The sequence below is a fragment of the Pseudoruminococcus sp. genome (assembly GCF_047012705.1).
GTDB lineage: Bacteria > Bacillota > Clostridia > Oscillospirales > Acutalibacteraceae > Pseudoruminococcus.
The window spans coordinates 116,106-134,213 of the sequence record NZ_JBKXNW010000008.1; the positions used below are offsets into that span (position 1 = coordinate 116,106).

The 18,108-nt window shown below is 37.8% G+C and carries 26 protein-coding genes; 1 reads left to right on the forward strand and 25 read right to left on the reverse strand.

Going from position 1 to position 18,108, the window contains the following annotated elements:
* Window positions 1-4 precede the first annotated feature (4 nt).
* The 18 genes from ACLU24_RS09360 to ACLU24_RS09440 form a co-directional block, all read right to left on the reverse strand.
* Window positions 5-523, reverse strand: coding sequence for a hypothetical protein (locus ACLU24_RS09360; protein ID WP_412612228.1), 519 nt, complete (start codon window positions 521-523; stop codon window positions 5-7).
* Window positions 524-751: 228 nt separating this feature from the next.
* Window positions 752-1,255 carry a hypothetical protein gene (locus ACLU24_RS09365; protein WP_412612229.1) on the reverse strand — a complete coding sequence of 168 codons (504 nt, stop codon included), beginning with the start codon at window positions 1,253-1,255 and terminating at the stop codon, window positions 752-754.
* Window positions 1,255-1,800 carry a major tail protein gene (locus tag ACLU24_RS09370; protein WP_412612230.1) on the reverse strand — a complete coding sequence of 182 codons (546 nt, stop codon included), beginning with the start codon at window positions 1,798-1,800 and terminating at the stop codon, window positions 1,255-1,257. The genes ACLU24_RS09365 and ACLU24_RS09370 overlap by 1 nt, the downstream gene beginning before the upstream one ends.
* Window positions 1,801-1,815: 15 nt before the next feature.
* Window positions 1,816-2,187, reverse strand: coding sequence for a phage tail terminator protein (locus ACLU24_RS09375; RefSeq protein ID WP_412612232.1), 372 nt, complete (start codon window positions 2,185-2,187; stop codon window positions 1,816-1,818).
* A complete protein-coding gene (locus ACLU24_RS09380) occupies window positions 2,188-2,895 on the reverse strand; it encodes a DNA-methyltransferase (RefSeq protein ID WP_412612234.1) in 708 nt (235 codons plus the stop codon).
* Between the two features lie 42 nt (window positions 2,896-2,937).
* Entirely contained in the window at window positions 2,938-3,270 is a 333-nt protein-coding gene (locus ACLU24_RS09385) for a hypothetical protein (RefSeq protein WP_412612235.1), read from the reverse strand.
* Window positions 3,257-3,388, reverse strand: coding sequence for a hypothetical protein (locus ACLU24_RS09390; RefSeq protein WP_412612237.1), 132 nt, complete (start codon window positions 3,386-3,388; stop codon window positions 3,257-3,259). The genes ACLU24_RS09385 and ACLU24_RS09390 overlap by 14 nt, the downstream gene beginning before the upstream one ends.
* A gap of 10 nt (window positions 3,389-3,398) precedes the next feature.
* The gene (locus tag ACLU24_RS09395; protein ID WP_412612239.1) at window positions 3,399-3,701 is read right to left on the reverse strand and encodes a putative minor capsid protein; all 303 of its coding nucleotides are present in this window, start codon (window positions 3,699-3,701) and stop codon (window positions 3,399-3,401) included.
* On the reverse strand, window positions 3,698-4,150 hold the full coding sequence (locus tag ACLU24_RS09400; RefSeq protein ID WP_412612240.1) for a DnaT-like ssDNA-binding protein: 453 nt from the start codon (window positions 4,148-4,150) through the stop codon (window positions 3,698-3,700). Before ACLU24_RS09400 ends, ACLU24_RS09395 begins: the two co-directional genes overlap by 4 nt.
* Before the next feature lie 2 nt (window positions 4,151-4,152).
* Window positions 4,153-5,097: a phage major capsid protein gene (locus ACLU24_RS09405; RefSeq protein ID WP_412612242.1), complete on the reverse strand. Its 945-nt coding sequence runs from the start codon at window positions 5,095-5,097 to the stop codon at window positions 4,153-4,155.
* A gap of 13 nt (window positions 5,098-5,110) precedes the next feature.
* Window positions 5,111-5,605, reverse strand: a complete 495-nt coding sequence (locus ACLU24_RS09410; RefSeq protein ID WP_412612244.1) for a phage scaffolding protein — start codon at window positions 5,603-5,605, stop codon at window positions 5,111-5,113.
* A gap of 199 nt (window positions 5,606-5,804) precedes the next feature.
* Window positions 5,805-5,882: a Thoeris anti-defense Tad2 family protein gene (locus ACLU24_RS14655; RefSeq protein WP_475495307.1), complete on the reverse strand. Its 78-nt coding sequence runs from the start codon at window positions 5,880-5,882 to the stop codon at window positions 5,805-5,807.
* Between the two features lie 260 nt (window positions 5,883-6,142).
* A complete protein-coding gene (locus ACLU24_RS09415; RefSeq protein ID WP_412612246.1) occupies window positions 6,143-7,810 on the reverse strand; it encodes a phage minor capsid protein in 1,668 nt (555 codons plus the stop codon).
* Window positions 7,810-9,234, reverse strand: coding sequence for a phage portal protein (locus ACLU24_RS09420; protein WP_412612247.1), 1,425 nt, complete (start codon window positions 9,232-9,234; stop codon window positions 7,810-7,812). Before ACLU24_RS09420 ends, ACLU24_RS09415 begins: the two co-directional genes overlap by 1 nt.
* Before the next feature lies 1 nt (window position 9,235).
* Window positions 9,236-10,492 (reverse strand): PBSX family phage terminase large subunit, encoded by a 1,257-nt coding sequence (locus ACLU24_RS09425; RefSeq protein WP_412612248.1) that lies wholly within the window; start codon window positions 10,490-10,492, stop codon window positions 9,236-9,238.
* Window positions 10,482-10,817 (reverse strand): hypothetical protein, encoded by a 336-nt coding sequence (locus ACLU24_RS09430; protein ID WP_412612249.1) that lies wholly within the window; start codon window positions 10,815-10,817, stop codon window positions 10,482-10,484. The genes ACLU24_RS09425 and ACLU24_RS09430 overlap by 11 nt, the downstream gene beginning before the upstream one ends.
* Window positions 10,818-10,962: 145 nt before the next feature.
* Entirely contained in the window at window positions 10,963-11,475 is a 513-nt protein-coding gene (gene nusG, locus ACLU24_RS09435; protein WP_412612251.1) for a transcription termination/antitermination protein NusG, read from the reverse strand.
* Entirely contained in the window at window positions 11,465-11,815 is a 351-nt protein-coding gene (locus ACLU24_RS09440; protein ID WP_412612252.1) for a hypothetical protein, read from the reverse strand. Before ACLU24_RS09440 ends, nusG begins: the two co-directional genes overlap by 11 nt.
* 69 nt (window positions 11,816-11,884) lie before the next feature.
* Between ACLU24_RS09440 and ACLU24_RS09445 the strand changes: the two genes are divergently transcribed.
* A protein-coding gene (locus ACLU24_RS09445) for an IS3 family transposase (RefSeq protein ID WP_412612253.1) occupies window positions 11,885-13,020 on the forward strand; the annotation gives its coding sequence in 2 pieces (ribosomal slippage) (window positions 11,885-12,134 and window positions 12,134-13,020; 1,137 coding nt in all).
* A gap of 23 nt (window positions 13,021-13,043) precedes the next feature.
* On the opposite strand, the gene ACLU24_RS09450 is transcribed toward ACLU24_RS09445, so the two are convergent.
* The 7 genes from ACLU24_RS09450 to ACLU24_RS09480 form a co-directional block, all read right to left on the reverse strand.
* Window positions 13,044-14,861, reverse strand: a complete 1,818-nt coding sequence (locus ACLU24_RS09450; protein ID WP_412612254.1) for a hypothetical protein — start codon at window positions 14,859-14,861, stop codon at window positions 13,044-13,046.
* A 77-nt stretch (window positions 14,862-14,938) separates the two neighbouring features.
* The gene (locus ACLU24_RS09455; RefSeq protein WP_412612256.1) at window positions 14,939-15,832 is read right to left on the reverse strand and encodes a BRO family protein; all 894 of its coding nucleotides are present in this window, start codon (window positions 15,830-15,832) and stop codon (window positions 14,939-14,941) included.
* 124 nt (window positions 15,833-15,956) lie between these two features.
* Window positions 15,957-16,100 (reverse strand): ribbon-helix-helix domain-containing protein, encoded by a 144-nt coding sequence (locus ACLU24_RS09460; RefSeq protein WP_412612257.1) that lies wholly within the window; start codon window positions 16,098-16,100, stop codon window positions 15,957-15,959.
* A 147-nt stretch (window positions 16,101-16,247) separates the two neighbouring features.
* On the reverse strand, window positions 16,248-17,177 hold the full coding sequence (locus ACLU24_RS09465; RefSeq protein ID WP_412612259.1) for a TM2 domain-containing protein: 930 nt from the start codon (window positions 17,175-17,177) through the stop codon (window positions 16,248-16,250).
* A 10-nt stretch (window positions 17,178-17,187) separates the two neighbouring features.
* Window positions 17,188-17,394, reverse strand: coding sequence for a hypothetical protein (locus ACLU24_RS09470; protein ID WP_412612260.1), 207 nt, complete (start codon window positions 17,392-17,394; stop codon window positions 17,188-17,190).
* Between the two features lie 88 nt (window positions 17,395-17,482).
* Window positions 17,483-17,761 (reverse strand): Gp15 family bacteriophage protein, encoded by a 279-nt coding sequence (locus tag ACLU24_RS09475; protein WP_412612261.1) that lies wholly within the window; start codon window positions 17,759-17,761, stop codon window positions 17,483-17,485.
* Between the two features lie 32 nt (window positions 17,762-17,793).
* Window positions 17,794-18,105, reverse strand: a complete 312-nt coding sequence (locus ACLU24_RS09480; RefSeq protein ID WP_412612262.1) for a hypothetical protein — start codon at window positions 18,103-18,105, stop codon at window positions 17,794-17,796.
* Window positions 18,106-18,108: the final 3 nt, after the last annotated feature.

Consider the following 18,108-nt stretch of genomic DNA (forward strand, 5'->3'; position numbering starts at 1 on the left):
ATAGTTAATTGATATCAATCATAATCATATCCACATAAGTCTCCGTATCGTCAAGTCTCTCTTCATATCGTATTTGATTATACGATGTAAAACCGCCATGAAGCTTATTTTCATCAACATGAAAGCGATTCTTAATTAACCTTTCTGTGATTATTTCACCATCACCATACCTGAATTTTTTATCAAAGGCAGGGACAACAGCGTCTAAAATTGAGGATATGTCAGAACCTTTTTCTAAATCGTATATTACAATATCATCTTTTAGTACAACATCTATATTTTCTTTTTTAAGATTATTGATGTATATAGTATGCGTACGAGTGTCTATGTTAGCATTAGGAAATCCATGGCATTGTAATGAGCTTAAAATATTAGTTTTCATTTCTTCTATTTTTTTCTCATTTTCTGCTTCTGATTCTAATCTTAACTCTTTTTGATGATTTGTATACGCTGCAGAAATAGTTATAAATAAACAAAAAATAATAACTAAACTCCCTATAATATACTTTTTCTTGCTTTTCATAAACAATCACCTCACATATATATTACCATAGGTTCAACTTGTGGTCAATAAATATTTGTCTATGGTAATATAAAAGTTTGGTATGGATTGTTTGTATAAAATGCTATATTTCGTCGGCATAGTATTCCTTGCCGTTCTCGCTATCCTTGTCAATACGGTGCATATCGTTATAGGCATCAAGCATAGCGATAAATTCATCGTAATAATAGTTTAGCATTTCGGTTTTGCTTATTCCGATACTTTGGGCGATTGCGAGCCATCGCTGGAGCCAGTATTCATTTTCGACCGTGTCGGAGTTGCTCTCTTGATCATGCTCTGCACGGTCATTAAAAAATCCGACATATCATTAACTTTCCAAAATGCCTCGATAATTTCGGCGAGTTCTGAAAGCGAAAGTGGATTTTTGCAATTTACATCGAGCAAACGCTCCTCCGGAATATTAAGCAGCTGAGAAAGAATCTTGCAAAATTCCTCAGGAACGACTTTCAGCAATCTGCCACAAAGCGAAAGTATAGTCTTGCGGTCAAAGCTTTGTAGATTTTCAAGCAAATCAACCAGATTACCGTCATCAGGCAATAATTCACCAAGTAGGAGAGATGGAAGGTCGTTAATCTCCCGAAGTACAGCGATATACTTAGCGATAGGAAGCTTTGTAATCGTAACGCCATATAGAGTATATGATTTTGGTATACTCATAGATATGCTCTTATCTTTATGAAACAGCCCTATCATTATGCACCCTCCATATTTGTGATATATGTAAGAGCTGTACCCTTATCAACATCTTTTGTAGAGCGAATAAGATGGTCAATTTCTCTCGGAGTACACTTGAAAGTAAGCTCATAGGTCTGAGCGTCGTTGTTTGTACCCCTTGTATTGTGTGTAACTTTATAGCCTGTACACTTGCAGCAATAGTAACGATAAAGTCTGTAACCGCCATCTCTGCGGAGAGCTGAGAATGTAAGAGCGACTTCATTAGGTTCATCGAAAGTACTTTCCTTGAGTTCCGTATCAAATTCAGCACCGATAAGCTGAGCAAGATTTGCGAGTTCAGCTTCAACAACGGTGATTACAAGGGTTGTATCTGTCCAGTCTGAACCGCTGTCCCATATGCTGTCATCTGCCGGAATAGAGAAATCTGTCTTATTGTCTGTCGGAGCACAAGAACTTGCACCGGTAAGTAGAGTACGCTCAGGCTCGCAGGCATATGCTGCAGATGTATTTGTAGTGATTCCAAAGAATCCGAGATTTGCAAAACCTTTAAGATATTTCTTCATAATAAAAATCCTTTCTTAGTTATCGCCCCATAGAGCAATTTCACAATAGTATGTAGTATACCCCCCTTCACGCTCAAGGATAATCGCTCCTCGGCGTGGACGAGCTACACAAAATTTTTCGTCTGTTAAATTTATAATTCTTTCTTCTGTACCGCTATCGAGCTTTTGAAACAACTCTGAGCATACCCTGTATGCTTCTTGTGCAGTACTTCGACGGACTTGTATCTGTATGTAGGCAAGCCCCGAACCGTCATTGATGTCAGCAACAGTATGGTCCCATTTCGATAGGTTTATTGCTTCAAGCTGTTTTGAAACATCAGGCATAAAGTCGCAGTAAATATTTGTATAACCGCTGGTCAAGAGATAATCTCTTAAAGCATAATGCATTCAATCACCTTCCAATTTAGCAAGTCTGTCTTTGATAACTTCATAATATTCCTCATCCCACTCAAAGCCTGTATAGTTTCTTCCTGTATTTATACACGCAACAGCTGTTGTGCCACTGCCCATACAGTTATCAAGTACAAGTTCGCCAACATTAGTATATGTCTTTATCAAATATTCAAATAACCGAACTGGTTTTTGTGTTGGATGAAGCCCTCGTTCACAAGGAATATTAAGTATTTGACGAGGATAATTCGTTACATAAGTAACTGTATCTTTTTGAAGACTACCTGTACGATATACACACTCTTTATTGCCTTGTTTTCGTCCACGACTTGTAATTGGTTTATCGTGAACAATAATACCTTGAGGATTATAGGTGGGAGCGTGTTTATAAAATACACATATATCCTCAACACAGCGTAAGGGCTGAAATTTGCTGAAAGCAAATCCCGTTACCATATTTTTAATCCAGTACCAGCAATAGCGAAATAATCTTGGCTGACTTGATATTAGCTTTGTCGTGAATGGCTGACAAGCGGTCAAAACTATTGCACCATTATCTTTGATAATGCGTTTATACTGTTTCCATAATAAATCAAAAGGGATAATGCTATCCCATCTGCAATCAGTTACACCATATGGAAGGTCGCAGAGTATCATATCTATACTTTTATCAGAATACATACTCATACCTGCAATACAATCCATGTTAAAAATCTTATTTATAAAATCTGCGATAAATTCTCCTATCTATTTCATAGTTTCATTTATTATACCATCAGCAATAAGCTTTAGTATGCGGTCTTTCTGTTCTATAAGCACTGATTCAAGATACTTTGCCTGACCGCCTCTTGGGTGGTCGTACTCTGTATGTTCGTGCTGATTGGCAGCATACTTGGTATTGTAAGAGACCTCACCCTTTGTCGCTGTATCAGGAAGTGTACCTGTAATTGTTATGCCGCCTCCATTTTCACCGTGTGCGTATTGCTCTCCGTCAATTTTGACCTCGACACTGCCACGCAGATCGCCTGTATCAACGGGAGCTCGTTGTTGGCTTTCTGTCGCTATATTAAAGTAATGCATTAGCAAGCCCGACAACCGAACTATGTTCTAAGTTGTCAACAGCTTCCTGAATGTTATCGACAGCTTCATTAAGACCCTTGAGATATTCACTTTTAGGTATATTCCGCCGTTTAGCCACAGTGACCACCTCACAATGTTATCTCATAATGGTCAAGCTGACCCATAAGATTCATAATCGGCGCACAGGATTTAACTGTGTATTTTATATCGTTTACAAATACTATGCTAAGCGGAGATATTGGTTTATCAGAATATATCACCGCCGTGCTTATGACCTTATTGCCTTTTGAATCAAGGGTTTCCTGCGTTTTATACTCTACTCGGCAAAGCATATCTTTAGTAGAATCATATTGAGTATCTCCAAAATCGTTGACTCCAATATAATTTTGCACAGAAACGCTATCTTTAAAATACTGAGTAAATAAGCTCATATCATCACCGCCGAACCAAGCATATACGGTCGCATAAGCGACATTGCGACCTTACTTTTAAGTTCATTATTTTGCTTAGAAGATGAATTTGAATCATCTGAATAACTTTCACTTGTATTGCCAAGCTTAATTGAAGTTACACCTTGTTCACGCAAAGAAATTCTTTGCATTGCTTGTGTATCAGATAATGTAAGTGCTTCAAGAGCCTGTGCCATAAGTACTGCTCTTGGTACTTCCGAACTTTTTCCTCTTGGAAATTGTAATGGCTGTTCAGCCTTATGTTTTCGAGATGTAAGCATAAGGCTGTCAATATGTATTGTTGCAAGTACGAGATATTGCTTTCGCTCACCGTCTGTAAGCTCACGCCATTTTCCTGTTGTATCAACGCCTTCAATAATCTCATTGGCTTCCTCAAGATTTAAATAGCTGTTAATGCCTTTTTCAAACATAATTAACCGCCCGAATGTTCGGTTGCAGGTACAAGAGCTGCAAACGGATAGCGTGTATCAGTGCCATTGAGTTGAGTAATTGGATTAGGCAGTTGCCAGCCAAGACGCATTACACATCTAAGAGCAACCATATCTTGTTGTGCAAGGTTATATAAAATTTTACCGCTTGCGTCACTGATGACAGCCTGGTCAAGTACCTTATATGTCATATCCTGACGCATTGCATAAACTGCCTGTGACCAGTCACCGGCAATAAGCTTAACCTTACTGCTATCCCAAGAACCATTTTTTACATAGTTGATTGTTTGACCATAAAGAGTTGATGGTGTATCCGCCTGTAAACTTGGAGCAAAGATAAGACCACCATTTTTATCACGCAAACCTCGGAAAGATGATTTAAGAGCAATTTCCGCCGCAAAGCCTGTAACATCAAAGCCGTCAGCTTCAACAAGTCCCATAAGCTCGGAAATATCCTCGGCTGTGTCAATGCCTGTACCATATGTAACAGTCTTTTTCTTTGTAATTGCTGATGTTGCAATACCGTCTGGCCAGCTTGTTGGCTTTTCGGTCGAGAATAATATAGCACCATCAATAACCTTGCCAAAAGCTGAAATAATTGAAGGCTTGAGCTCTGCCCAAATGTCATATTCTGCGTCATCGAGTACAGCTTCAGGAATAGGAATAATCACAGCGATTTCCTCTGCTGTAATGTACTTGTTTTCCCATGATGCACTTGATACAGGCTTTAAACCATTATCTCCATTAATAAAACCGGCAACGGGTAGTGCTGACATAATTGGCATTTTAGTCTGCTTTGAACTCATATTTGGCAGCTTTTTCATAAGCTGCAGGACTGCACTTTCATGCTGAACTGCCTGAATAATTTCTTTGCTTGATTCAACCGGAATAAGAGCTTCTGCGTCTGTTCTTGTAATAATGTTTGCCATTTTAAAATCTCCTTTATCTATGATTTCTGATGAGGTCATTCATTGTTTGTGATGTTGATGTTTGCTGTGCTGGGTTAATTGCTACAAAAGGTTTCTTTGCAGTTTCCTTTTTAACAATTACAGCAGGAAATTCGTCTGAAACAGCTTTTACTGCTTCTTCAAGTCCTGTGATATTGCCATTATCATCAACAGTAATCTTGCTTTTGTCTATAAGTCTTGCAAGTAGTTTTGTGTTGTAACCATCAAGAGCATTAAGACTTGCTGTAATAAGCTTATCCTTCGTGGCTGAGATAAGCTTTTCATGTTCCGCTTCAAGTCCTTTAAGCTTGCTATCAATGTCTCCAAGTTCTTCGCCGTCAGCCACTTTAAAAATTTTTCTTAAAGCAGTTTCATAAGTACTTAGCTTTTCGGCATTTGGGTCAGCTTGGGTCTGTTTTGGCGGTTCTGCTGTCTGCGGTTCCATTTTTGCTGCGGCTGTTGCCGAAGCATTTGTGTTTGGTTCTCCCATAGTAAAAATTCCTTTCATTAAAAAATTTTGCAATATAAAAAAGCGTCCTGCACCATAAAAGTGCAGGTACGCTTACTGCCTGTGTTATATATGCGTTTAAATTCGTTTATAAGCCGTTTAAGAGCGTTTAGAAATTATAGGACTGATAATTTTACCCCTAATAATTAAACACGATTTATGGCGATTATATGGAAATTTTTTATCTTATAATTTTCCAATCTTCACGAGCAATTTTATTTCCGTTTTTCAATTCTTCTAATGCTTTTCCAAAATTCATAATATAAATTCCTTTCTTGATTTTTAGTATAAATAAAAGCACCTTGCTTTTATTTTGCAAGAGTGCTTTTTAAAATAATTAATTTTTTTCAGAATAGATAGATTCAAAATGTATTTTATCCTTGTTAATATTTCTGCAAAGATTACTGCTTCCATCAAAAAATATATTCTTAGGTATTCCGTTGGGATATGAAGAACATTTAAAATTATTATCTTCTTTAAATAAATATTTACAATCCATACATGGTGAAAATACTAACATTATTTATGCCACCTTTCAATATATTCTTTAACAAGGTTTATTGCTTCATCAGGAACTTTTTCATTATTTCTTAATCTTACAAATGCTTCAGCAATAGTTTCAGCACCATCTAAAGAAGCATCTGCATATAACGAAACTCCTGGTACATATAAATTTTGTAATCTTTTATTTTCTAAAAGTAATCCACCCTCAGAATTCAAGTCTTGAAATGTCATTATGTGAGCCATTTCATGTGCAATCAAATCTTCTACAGATTTAGCTGCAAGAACGCCTCTGTTATAATTTCTTAAAATTCGAGCCTGAAATTCATCTTGAGAATCATTAAAGTAATAGCCATTATTTATTACCAATTTATGTTTCAATTTGTCATTTTCAAAATATGGTTGATACTGAAATGGAGTGGTTTTAAAATTATTTCCTAAATCAATAACCTCAACTTTATCTAATCTAACAATATATTGAGAAGTAATCTCATCTATAGCTTTTGAAATCAAATCTTTGGTTTCGGGAGCCATACTTTTTATTTTCTCAATTTCTGGTGGTAATTCTATATTTTTTATTATACCACTTTCCTGCTCTTTTGCAATACCAATTACAGTACGATAATCTTTCAAAAGCTCTTTATAACGCTCTGATTTTGCAGATTTCATCTTAACAAAAGCAGCAAATGTCTTAGGTGCGTCATTTGGCAAAGCTGTTTTGATTTTCTCATACTGCTTGCGACTCTCGTTCCGTTTACGCTTTACTGCTTGTTCTTGAGCATATGCCTTGCGTTCCTTATCCGACCGCATATCTTCAAAGGGCTGCATACTTTTTCGGGAAAATTCCTCCATTTCAGAAGCAGTATAAGCTCCTGCTGGCAATACCGACAGACGGTGACGGCAGTTTGGGTGTATTGTACTGTAACCACTTATCAAAGCTGTATCATAGAGATAAGGGAAATGTAATTCCTGACCTTTAGAGCCTTTGTATTTGCCATTAGCAGCTTCTTTCGTGAGGGCATAAACTCTGCCTTGATACATCGAGCAGACTTCACAGGTAGGACTATGTTCTGTAAACCTCACAAGGTCATAGCCCCAGTCTTGTCCTTGTATAACTTTAGCCTTATTTTGAGTTTCTGCAGTAGTTGAGCGAGCAACAGTTTCAGCATATTTTTCAATCGGCATTTTCGTACCGTTGGCATATTCTACTGCTGTCAGATTTTGCTGTTTAAGTTTATCCTGAAGATTCTTCTGCATTTCTCTGATTGTCTGACCTGTCGTGAGCTTCTCTGCTGTCGCTTCAATGCCAGCTTCTCTGACTGCGTCCTGCATTCTTCGACCAACAATGTTAATTGCCTTGTTCAAGTCAATATTAGCGTTTTGAGTAATAAGTTCAATCTGACTTGTGTTAAGTCCGCTGAACATATTAAACAATCTTGGTGCTGTATCATCTTTTATAAGGTCATCAATCAGACTTTGCAAGCCTGTCTTGTAGTTTTCTTTGACAAGTTGCTCAACAAGTGCTTTTGAAGATTTTTTCAGCTTTTTAAGCTCCTTTTGAATTTGTCTTAAAAGCGACCTTTCATAAGCTGCCGCCGAGCCGTGAGCCTGTTTTCGCTGGATTATTTCAACGAGCTTTTTCTGTGCTTTCTGATATGTTTCAATCAGTTTTTTCTGTGTACTCATCAAATACCCTCGATAGGTTCAAGGGCAGGTTCTTCTAAACCAACGCTTGAATCAATATCATCAGAGCGTATCATAGCAAGCTCCGCATCTGTATCAGCAGCCGACATATCATCAAGCCTTTGTATTGCCGTATATTGCGATAATGTAGCTTTTCCACCTGTACGAAGTGACATAATTTCAGCGTCTTCGGCTGGGTCGGCAGGTAAGCCGTCATGCCAAGTTATAGTGATTTCTTCTGGTGCAATTTCTGTTCCCATAATTTCAGCACTTGCAGATATAATTTTCTTCAAAGTCGGGTCGAAACGATTTGCAAGTCGGCGAGCTTTGGCGAGTGGTGACATCATAAGACGACGCAGGGCAGAGCCGCTTGGAACATCACCTGCCTTATTCGTTAAATCCCCAAACACAGCAGAACCCATTTCAGATATTGTATATAGCTGATTTGTAAGAAGTTCTATCTGCTTGAAATTTGCGTCCATACTTGCGTCCCAGACAAGATATTCAGGTTTTATGGTATCGTTATCGCAAGGAAAATAATCTCCAACCTTTAAACGCCAGGTACCTGTCACTTCGTCCCTTTCAAGTGCAGACTGCGGACCCGTCATACTTGGACTTGCAAATTTATCAAGTACCTTGCTTATTTGAGATACTCTGACAATAATTTCAGCAACAATACTGTCAATCGGTTCATAATCATCGTGACCGTATATGTTGTCACTCGTAAGCAAATTTGATATGTGGTAAACAGGACAGGTATTCATTGAGGTTTCAAGATTAAGTTCCTGCTTTTGGGTAATTTCTCTGCCAATTTTAAAGCTGCCTGGTTTGCCATTAAGCTCGTAATTATGAGCTTCGCACTTTTCAGGCTCATCTGGTTTATGTATCTGCACTTTTAGTCCATATTGTTTTTTTACAGTGTCTATAAGATAAACCCAAGCAAATACATGATATTGAAACTGCCTTATATTATCTTGATTGACAACAGGAAACCACATAGCCGGGCTTACAACATCAATGCTTGGCAGACCTTTATCATTGCATGATAAAAGCATAATAGAGTCACCATAGCGTGACACATCAATACAACTTATATATGCACAACCAAATAAATCTGTATCGAGCAGTATTTTATCAATAACCTTTTGTTTGTTATCATCTGCAACAGTAACCTTTGGCGGTTCACCAAATACAAGGTCAGCAGTTTTCACACTTAGTAACCGTTGATAATTAAAAACCGTACCATAAGATACAACCCTGTCAAAATTACCTATGACTCTTTCAATTCTGCGAAACTGCTCCTTGTAGACTTCTGCGTGGTTATTTTCAAACAATTTTCTGTGGTCAAGATATGTTTCCAACCGATACTTTTCGCTATCCGGCGGAAATGCCTTGCCACGCTCTAAAAATGATAAATTTGTAAGCATATTACCTCCTGAGTTTTACAACGCCTGGCAAGCCGTTCTTCGCAAGTACGGTTGAGCAAAAATAGCGTATATCGTCCATTGCATGGTCATGTTCCTTCAAAGGTTTGTCTTCGCCTGTTTTTTGTGAATGCTGAGTGTCCCATACATAGCTTGCAAATTCTGCGAATGTATTTGTACAGCAATCGTTAAACATAATCAAGCCTTGCTGTATACAAGTGGCAGTTAATCGTATGCCATCAAGTACAGCATTATCGGCTTTATAGACAGTATATCTGCCATGCTTGCGTATAACAGTAATAAAGCTTGCAGCTGACGGGCCAACAATTACAGCTGTTATCGGCAGTCTGTCAATCAGCTTAACAAGCTCGTTATAGTATTCTTCATCTGTTTTCTGTATACGGTTATTTCTTCCGTCATAATAATACTCTCTGATTCTGTACCAAATGTTTCCGGACTTACCCCATAATCCAGCTGAAAACGGATTAAGTGTACCGTAGTCAATACTGACATAGTATTGTGAATAATAGCGATTTTCAGTTTGAACAACACATTTTTCCTTGTTAAACATTGGATAAATCAATCCGTCAGCAGATACCCATCGACCGAGTATATAGCGTTCAAAAAAGTTGCCTGTATACAAGCTGTAATATCGGCTTTTTACTTCCTCTGAAAGAGTCAGGTTATCATCCATAGTAAAATGCAGATACAAGGCTTTTTTCTCATCTGTTTTTTGAATCCATTCTTGGTAGAACCAATGATAAGGATTGTCTGGATTGCAGTTAAACCAAAAACGAGAACCTGTTACGGAACAACGACCTAAAGCCTGTTCAACAAACGAGCGGGGCATAAGAGCAACCTCATCAAGCATAACGCCTGCAAGTGTAATACCTTGAATCAAGTCCTGACTTGATTCGTCCTTACCACCAAAAAGGTAAAAATAATTACAGCGTTCACCTTTCTGAATAACAATAAGGTTTTCCGAGCGTTTATCATGAATAACATATCGCTTTCGTATCATATCCAAAAGTGGCTTTATGACATTTCTGCGGCACGAACCAACTGTTTTACCACAGACAGCAAAGTTACAGCCATCAAAGTTTGTCATAGCCCATAAAACGAACGAAAGCGACATACTCATTGTTTTACCCGAACGAATAGAACCATCAGCTATTACAGCATTATACTTTTTACTTATTGCTTCATTAGCCCACCAAGTCATAACTTTGGCTTGCTTATCGCTGAAAGATTTAATTTTCATCAGCGAATACCTCCTTACCACGAGCAAGGAGTGCAGCCGTTAGACCGTCATCTTCGGTCTCAGCTGATGTCGGTTTAAAGCTGTCGAGATACAATCTTATAGCATTCGTATCTCCAACACGACACTTTTCAATAAGTGCTTTTCTGATTTCTGTAATTTCGCTTGTCTGATATTTTTCTATTAGTTCTTTTAGTTTTCTGCGAAAATCCTTGCGTTTAAGCATATCAAGTGAGCGTTCAAGGCTCTGCAAATCTGCAACAATGTCGTAATCTTGTTTATTGTCAACTGATTCCAATAGCTTGCTGACCTTGTCTATATTCGACATTTAATCACTCCTTAAACATAGTTTAAATAACAGAAACGGCTGACATACTGCAGGACATAGCTTCGCCCCCAGCAACCTGATTTTGTTCGGAAATTAGGTCACTGTGTTCCTGCAATATGTCAGCCGTTCCCTCCGAGGAGACGAATCAATCCTCATTGTTATCGGGCGTTTGTAGCACATAAGACAATTTGATTATCTGTTCCTGTCCTGCGATATGCAGTTTCACAACCGCACGCCTGTGGTGTCTTTCGACTTTGATGATGTTATCTTTTAAGTCGAGCAACACTCCGCTTATAACTTCGTAACTGTTCTCCGTTAGCTTAAGTACTGACGGTTCTTTCAGCAAATCGTTTAAGCTTAATATCCATTCTGTTTCTGATTGTGTGAGCGGTTCAGGCTGATGTCCGCCACCAAGCAAGCGGATAACTCCGTTAATGCCTGAAAGTATGTAATACTGCGACCAAGAGTACATCATCCTAATAAACACATAGCCTGAAAATACGATATACTGCTTGCTTATCCACTGCTTTGCTCTGTGTATCTGCCTGTTTTCAAGTGGCACAACCGCCTCAACACCTCGCCGAAGCAACTCTTTTTGTACATCAAGCTCTGAACCAGTCTGCACCTGCAAGACATACCATTTGTTATTATCCATCATTTGCAGTACCTCCCTTGTTTTTATGCTTGATACGCAAAATTTCCTCCTGAAGCTCCTTATACAGTCGTGGATTGTCACGCTTTAAGGTTTCATACAAAAGAGTTTGATTGCTTTCAAGGGCAATTTCCTCGTCACTTTTCACCTTTGTGTCAATGCCCTTCTTGTAAGCGACCGCCCTTGCAAGTGCCGTTGCTTGACTTAGCAATTTATCTGCCGACACCTCATTCCAATGTTCATCATCAAGTGCAGCTACTGCGTCATAAATCTTTTGGCTTGCTAATCTTAAAATAGCTTCCGCAGGGTCAAGGTCAGGATAACGCTCTGTTTCAGTCAGAATCATTCGGTGGATATATAATAAAAAAGTGGACAAGTATGATAAAATAGAAGACAGAAAAAGGAGGAATAAAAAATGTCTTCAAAAAATCCGAAATACACCCAGGAATATAAGCAAACAATAGTCAATCTGTACCATTCGGGAAAAACATATTCTGAAATACACAAGGAATATGGAATTTCTCACAGTGCTTTATCCAATTGGATAAAGCAGTACTCAGAAGTAAAAATTGATGATGAAACAGTTTTTACAGCCAAACAAATAAAGGAGCTTCAAAAACGCAATGCCCAACTTGAGGAGGAAAATCTAATACTAAAAAAAGCCATTGCGATATTCACGCCAAACTCAGGCAAAGACTGAATGCCGTAAAGCTGCTGTCATCGGAACACGCTGTTACAACGCTTTGCCGCGTTCTTTGTGTCAACCGAAGCACATATTACAAATTTCTTCATCACAAGCCCTCCGAAAGAGAGCTTGAAAACCGTAGGATTCGAAGTTGTATTGCCGAGCTTTATGCAAGGTCAAAAAAACGCTTCGGAGCTTACAAGATAAAAAATTGCCTTGCCGGTGAATATCGCATAAATATAAGTACGCAAAGGGTTTATCGCCTTATGAAAGGTATGAATCTGCCAAAAATGAGTACAATCAAGCCGTCCTATCCAAAACACAAAACAGCTTCGAATGAGCATTGCCCAAACATATTGAAACAGCGTTTTAATCCGTCCCAACCTAATAAAGTATGGGTATGTGATTTTACATATCTTCGTGCCGCGGGAAGATTTTATTACCTTTGTGTAATACTTGATCTGTTTTCAAGAAAGGCTATCGCATATAAGTTATCTCCACATCTCAACACAAAGCTTGCAATTGAAACACTTGATTCAGCTGTCGCCAACCGTAATATTTCAGGCAGCCTACTCTTTCACAGTGACAGAGGTTGTCAGTTTACAGCAGAAGCTTTCAGGAAACATTTGGACGAGCTAAATATTGTTCAGTCATTTTCCGCAAAAGGGCATCCTTATGATAATGCTGTAATGGAGTGCTTTTTCAAATACTTGAAAAAAGAAGAAACCAACCGCAGAACTTACTCTTCCTTTGATGAACTCAAACTGAGCATTTTTCAGTATATCCACGGTTTCTACAATTCTTTCAGACCTCATTCTCACAATAACGGCCTCTCTCCTGATCAGGCAGAAATGAATCTTTTGTAAATTTGCTCTTTTACTTGTCTACTTTATTGACTATGGTCCACACCAACATTTATTGCAAAAGGGGTTAATGCTTTCCACAACTCGTCGAGAGCGGAATTAATCTTGTCCCAATCAATGTTCGACATCATCTGTGATATTGCGTCTATAAACCTAGGTAAACCCTCACCGAGTACCCACTTACCGATAGGTTTTAAGAAATCATTATAGAAATCTTTTAACCCCTCCCAAGCGAACTTTCCAAGTCTGTCAAACTGTTCCTTTAATCTGCCAAGTGATTTTTTTACAGGCTCTATTGCCATATTGATTTTCTCGAAAACTTTTTTAACATTATCGCCGAATTTATTGTAAGCGCTTTCATCAGATTTCAGGCCTGAAGCTGATGAAGCAACAGGTGTCACCGTGTTATTTGTGGTATTAGAAGTCACATTGTCATCAGATTTGCTTGTATCTGCACTTAAAATGTTAAGCTGGTCAAAGCCTGCAACTGCTTTTTTGAGCTTTTCTGCCGCTTTGGTGCTTTTATTCAGATTGTCAGTAGATTCAGCCGTACTACTCGACAAAGCTCCTACGGAATTTGCCGCACTTGATACAGAAGCTGTTACAGCATTGTTTCCGCCCCAGCCAAACATTTCGCCAAGAGCATTAGAAGCCGCTTTTGCATATTCCGTAAGCGTTTGAATTGCTGATGTGAGATTCTGCACGATAACCGTTGCCGCTTGTAAGATAGGCTGTCCTATGACAGCAAGTAATTGATTCCAAGCCTCTTTTAAGTTACCTGTGACATTTTCCCAGCCGTCAGCTTCTCTTGCAGCCTGACCCATAGCGCCTGATAACTGGTTAGCGTCCTTGACCATCTGCAAAAGTGTAAGCTGTTTCTGTGATTCTGATAAATCCTGAAATGATTTACCATACAGCTTATTTGCGGCAGTATTTCTTGTGGTTTCTGTGCAGGATAAGCCAAGAGCAGCATCATTTTCATAGTTGCCTTTTAAAAATGATTTCAAGCTTTCTGCTGTATCTTCAAGAGAGCGGTCATAATATGCGGCACTGTCGGCTGTTACCTGTAAAGCCTCTTCCATCATCGAGAGGGCATTAGCACTGTCCATACCCGTTGTTTTGGCAAAGGCGTAAATGCTCGTTCCTACGCCCTGCAAGCGTGACTGAACTATACCACTTGAATCTGCAACTCTTTTCATAGCTGCTTCGGCATTGCCTTGTAAATTGCCGAAAGTCTGCGAAAGCTGAGAGTTTGCGGCATTAACACTTGCCGCTGATTCAACGCAATCCTTGCCGAACTTTACAACCGCCGCAGCGCTGAAAGCCGCAGCCGCCGCGCCTGCTATTTTCTTAAAAGCTCCGCCGAAAGAGCTTTTCATTGATTCGGCAGATTTCTGAGCTTTATTGCTTATGCCACTAAAACTTTTCTTTATTTTTTCACTACCATTTTTACTGTATGTTACAATCTTCTCCCAAGTATTTTGAGAATTTTTAGATTGTTTTGCGTTTGTTTGAAAAAATGAATCAGCATTATGTTGTACATTCTTCTTTATTACATTAATTTTTTGCTCTATTTCAGTTTTAGTCTTATCTGTATCAGAAACAATTTTTGAAGTTGCTTGTTCTGATACTGATTTGATACTATCTAAAGCCGATTCAGAAGAATTTTCAATAGCGTTAGACATTTCTTTAATCTTACCTTCGCAAGATTTTGTAACTGTTGAAAAAGACATTGTCAACCTATCGCTTACAATTTTGGACGCTTCTGAAATAGCACTCTCAAGACTATTCATATTTAAATTTAAGTCAAACGATATTCCTGCCACTGTATCTATATCACTCAATATAATTCCTCCTTTCATCTAAAAAATTGCAAAATAAAAGCACACACCATTTCTGATGTGCGCTTGGATATTAACTTTTAACACTCAAGTTTTATTTGTCTTAAATCATTTGCATACGTGTAAAGTTTCTTAACCGCTTCATATAATGTTTTTCTATACGCGTCATAATCTGAATATACGTGAAATCCGCAACCCATAAAATCACAAATCATCTGAATTGTAATAATATCATTTTTGATGTTTTTAACAAGTTTGCCACTTGATGCGCCTAATGAAAAAGCCCTCTCAAATTTATTGTAATCAATTTGTGTCTTTTGAGGCTCTTCCTTAACCTCAAAGCACTTAGGTGTGTCAATTTGTACGCCATAAGCTCTGCAAAACTTTATGAAGCCCTCACGAGTTATGATATTCAAACAATTAATGAATTTCACAATCCTCGGATTTTCTAACTTAAAATTCCTTAAATTAGTATTAGTAAGCTGATAGTAATCCTTGCCATGCTCGGCTTTATGCTTCATGTAGTAGTCAACCATTGTAGCACTAACACCTGTCAGCTTTTCGACATCAAGAGCCGTCAGCACCGGCACACCGTTATAAGTCTTATCGAAGTATTCGTAGGGCTTATCGGTTTTAGGCTCGTGCTTCATTGTGTAAGTGCCTTCGTGATTCAGTGCTGGAAGCACTTCATTTGTCAGCCATTTACGGAATACTCTACACTTATCTGTACGGGTTTCAAGCATAAGGTCGTAGAGCTGTTCTTCTGTGATGAACGGTTGTGCATTGCGTACAACTGGCTTAATTTCGGCATTTTTGGCATTTTTATCAATTCTATCTTTAGCAGGATATTTTTTACCTTTTGCAATTCTAAATTGCCCTAAAGCCATTCCTATAGAGTAAAGTTCAAAGTACCATATGCCATTAATCTGAATCATCTGAATGTCGCTGTTTTCAAATTTCATTAGTTTTTTCATAATAGATTTCCTTTCTGTTTAGATTGACAGAAAACAAAATCTATAGTAAAATATTTATAGATAGAGTAATCTGTCGGTTTATAAATACACTCTGTATGTCCGCCAAGATATAAGCAGGGTGTATTTATTTTTGCTCAAAAAGCAGATATATACCTCGACGAATTGCTTCGCCTTTAGATATGTTATTTTCTTTACAGTATTTTTGCAGTTTCATCTCTGTTTCAACATCAAGTCTAATACTGTAACGAATATCTTTTGGCTTATCCACTTTTGGTCTTCCTGTGCGTGGTGACATTCATTTCACCTCTTTTCTTTTTGTCACACCTTTATTATAATTTATGTGTGGCATAAAGTCAAGAGGTTTTTAGAAAAATTTTTATTTCCGATATTGATAGATTTAAAAAAATCTATGTACTTACTTTTTTATAAGTAAACCCTTTCCATCTTTAAATTCGCCATTAACAATTTTTATAATATCGTAAATCCAGCCTATCCCAAATAAACCCATTGTAAGCAAATACAAAATTCCTGTTTTACTTTTACCGACATAAAATCTATGCACGCCTAAATACCCAAATAAAATCCCCAATATAAGTGCAACTGTTTTGTTTTTATTGCTAATATTATTGAGATTATTTACTTTGTGGCTTAGCGTTGGTTGATTTTGTTTATTATCAACTGAAACATTTATTCTATATGTTATAGAGCCACCACCACATAATTTTTCATACTCCTTTAATGTTAACTTACTTGGTAAATTATTTAGGACATTATAAATAATTTCCTGATTGTAACAAGGGCATATATTATATTTACTACCATACTCATCTATTCTGCTTTTTATGGCAGTTTTATCTATTATATAATAGTTCCCAATGCGTTGATTAAAACTCCACCAAGGATGATTACAAGCACTTATTTGTAGTCTGTGACACCCAAATGGATTTTCCGTCATATAACTTGCCCCATAACAAAATTTAGTATTTCCTGAACGGCATTTATCTCCATAGCAATAATTTAACCCGCCAACAATTTTTCTATCAATAATTTCACCATTGATAATTACAGTTGTTGATTTCCAATTACTAATAAGTTCATACAATTTAACAAAAGCTAAAAATTCATTAGGTGCTTCTCCATAAGTAGCTTGATAAACCATTTTACCATTATACATTTGTTCGCTATATTTTGGAGCTTGTTTAGCTAAATACAATGCTCTATCAAAATTTTGAGAGGTAGACTTACCAAATGAAATGCTTACATACCACTGATTTGATAGTTCGTTTGGATTAAATAAACTATTAGAATAAATATCTTTTCCAGAATCCATAAGTTTCATATCCATATTTAACACCTTATTTTTCTTTCCAACGACGACCACAATCCATGCAGAACATCTCGTATTTACCTTTTTTACCCGCAAAACCAGCTAATAAACCTACTCCTCCAGTCAACATTGCTCCACCAACAGCCTTACCAACGGAAAAGCCTTTTCGGTCGTTACCCATAATTTGAACATTCGTACTCTTACACTTCGGACATTTTATTACTTTTTTTGACATAGTTCACACAACCTCCTGAGAATTTTGTAATTATTTGTCAAAATATTACCATAAATCACAAAATTTTTCAAGAGTTTTGTCAAACATTTTATTTAGCCACTGATATAAACATCTGTTTGAATTGCTCAAGAGCCATAGCCGAATCCTGTTGAGTAACTTGCTTTGCTCTGCGGTTTCGCCAATCTGAACGGATTTTCTTTTGATGTGCGGTGAAGTACTTTAGCCTTTCTGGGTCGTTTTCTGCTCGTATCTGCACAATTCTGCCAAGTGGTGAATCAGCACTCAAGCCACGCAGAAGCGAGCAAAATTCGTCCCATTTCATATGTTTGAAGTCCTCTGAATATATCCTGACCCCATACTCCGACAAAAACGAGGAAACTATTAAATCAAAGTCCTCTATTATGTCGTAGCAAGGGTCGCTGTTTCCCCCGGCTCTTCACCGCCTGCGACAAGCTCAACTGCCGACTGTACAAGAGTTGTGAAGTCCTCAAAATTAAGCTTTAACTTCTTGAGCTTCTGCATTTCTGATTCATCAAAGAGAATATTGCACACATCGCTTATAGTTTTGGGCATGACATTGCCGTTCAGCTTTGGCAGAATTTCAAGAAGTGCTACCGCCTCATCATTTACTGTCAAAACTGTATCCTTGATTTTAATCTGTGGTTTCTGCTCAAAATTGAGCTTATCTGTAATATCAATAATCTTTGCCATAAT

Bases quoted from the DNA above. Each gene is read 5' to 3' on its own strand.
- ACLU24_RS09440 (WP_412612252.1), bottom strand. From the start codon at position 11,815: ATGATTCTGACTGAAACAGAGCGTTATCCTGACCTTGACCCTGCGGAA.
- ACLU24_RS09400 (WP_412612240.1), bottom strand. From the start codon at position 4,150: ATGTTTGAAAAAGGCATTAACAGCTATTTAAATCTTGAGGAAGCCAAT.
- ACLU24_RS09465 (WP_412612259.1), bottom strand. From the start codon at position 17,177: ATGGATATGAAACTTATGGATTCTGGAAAAGATATTTATTCTAATAGT.
- ACLU24_RS09455 (WP_412612256.1), bottom strand. From the start codon at position 15,832: ATGAAAAAACTAATGAAATTTGAAAACAGCGACATTCAGATGATTCAG.
- ACLU24_RS14655 (WP_475495307.1), bottom strand. From the start codon at position 5,882: ATGAATTTTGGAAAAGCATTAGAAGAATTGAAAAACGGAAATAAAATT.
- ACLU24_RS09425 (WP_412612248.1), bottom strand. From the start codon at position 10,492: ATGAAAATTAAATCTTTCAGCGATAAGCAAGCCAAAGTTATGACTTGG.
- nusG (WP_412612251.1), bottom strand. From the start codon at position 11,475: ATGATGGATAATAACAAATGGTATGTCTTGCAGGTGCAGACTGGTTCA.
- ACLU24_RS09360 (WP_412612228.1), bottom strand. From the start codon at position 523: ATGAAAAGCAAGAAAAAGTATATTATAGGGAGTTTAGTTATTATTTTT.
- ACLU24_RS09380 (WP_412612234.1), bottom strand. From the start codon at position 2,895: ATGGATTGTATTGCAGGTATGAGTATGTATTCTGATAAAAGTATAGAT.
- ACLU24_RS09415 (WP_412612246.1), bottom strand. From the start codon at position 7,810: ATGAGTACACAGAAAAAACTGATTGAAACATATCAGAAAGCACAGAAA.
- ACLU24_RS09420 (WP_412612247.1), bottom strand. From the start codon at position 9,234: ATGCTTACAAATTTATCATTTTTAGAGCGTGGCAAGGCATTTCCGCCG.
- ACLU24_RS09480 (WP_412612262.1), bottom strand. From the start codon at position 18,105: ATGGCAAAGATTATTGATATTACAGATAAGCTCAATTTTGAGCAGAAA.
- ACLU24_RS09395 (WP_412612239.1), bottom strand. From the start codon at position 3,701: ATGAGCTTATTTACTCAGTATTTTAAAGATAGCGTTTCTGTGCAAAAT.
- ACLU24_RS09410 (WP_412612244.1), bottom strand. From the start codon at position 5,605: ATGGGAGAACCAAACACAAATGCTTCGGCAACAGCCGCAGCAAAAATG.
- ACLU24_RS09385 (WP_412612235.1), bottom strand. From the start codon at position 3,270: ATGCATTACTTTAATATAGCGACAGAAAGCCAACAACGAGCTCCCGTT.
- ACLU24_RS09430 (WP_412612249.1), bottom strand. From the start codon at position 10,817: ATGTCGAATATAGACAAGGTCAGCAAGCTATTGGAATCAGTTGACAAT.
- ACLU24_RS09375 (WP_412612232.1), bottom strand. From the start codon at position 2,187: ATGCATTATGCTTTAAGAGATTATCTCTTGACCAGCGGTTATACAAAT.
- ACLU24_RS09405 (WP_412612242.1), bottom strand. From the start codon at position 5,097: ATGGCAAACATTATTACAAGAACAGACGCAGAAGCTCTTATTCCGGTT.
- ACLU24_RS09470 (WP_412612260.1), bottom strand. From the start codon at position 17,394: ATGTCAAAAAAAGTAATAAAATGTCCGAAGTGTAAGAGTACGAATGTT.
- ACLU24_RS09370 (WP_412612230.1), bottom strand. From the start codon at position 1,800: ATGAAGAAATATCTTAAAGGTTTTGCAAATCTCGGATTCTTTGGAATC.
- ACLU24_RS09365 (WP_412612229.1), bottom strand. From the start codon at position 1,255: ATGATAGGGCTGTTTCATAAAGATAAGAGCATATCTATGAGTATACCA.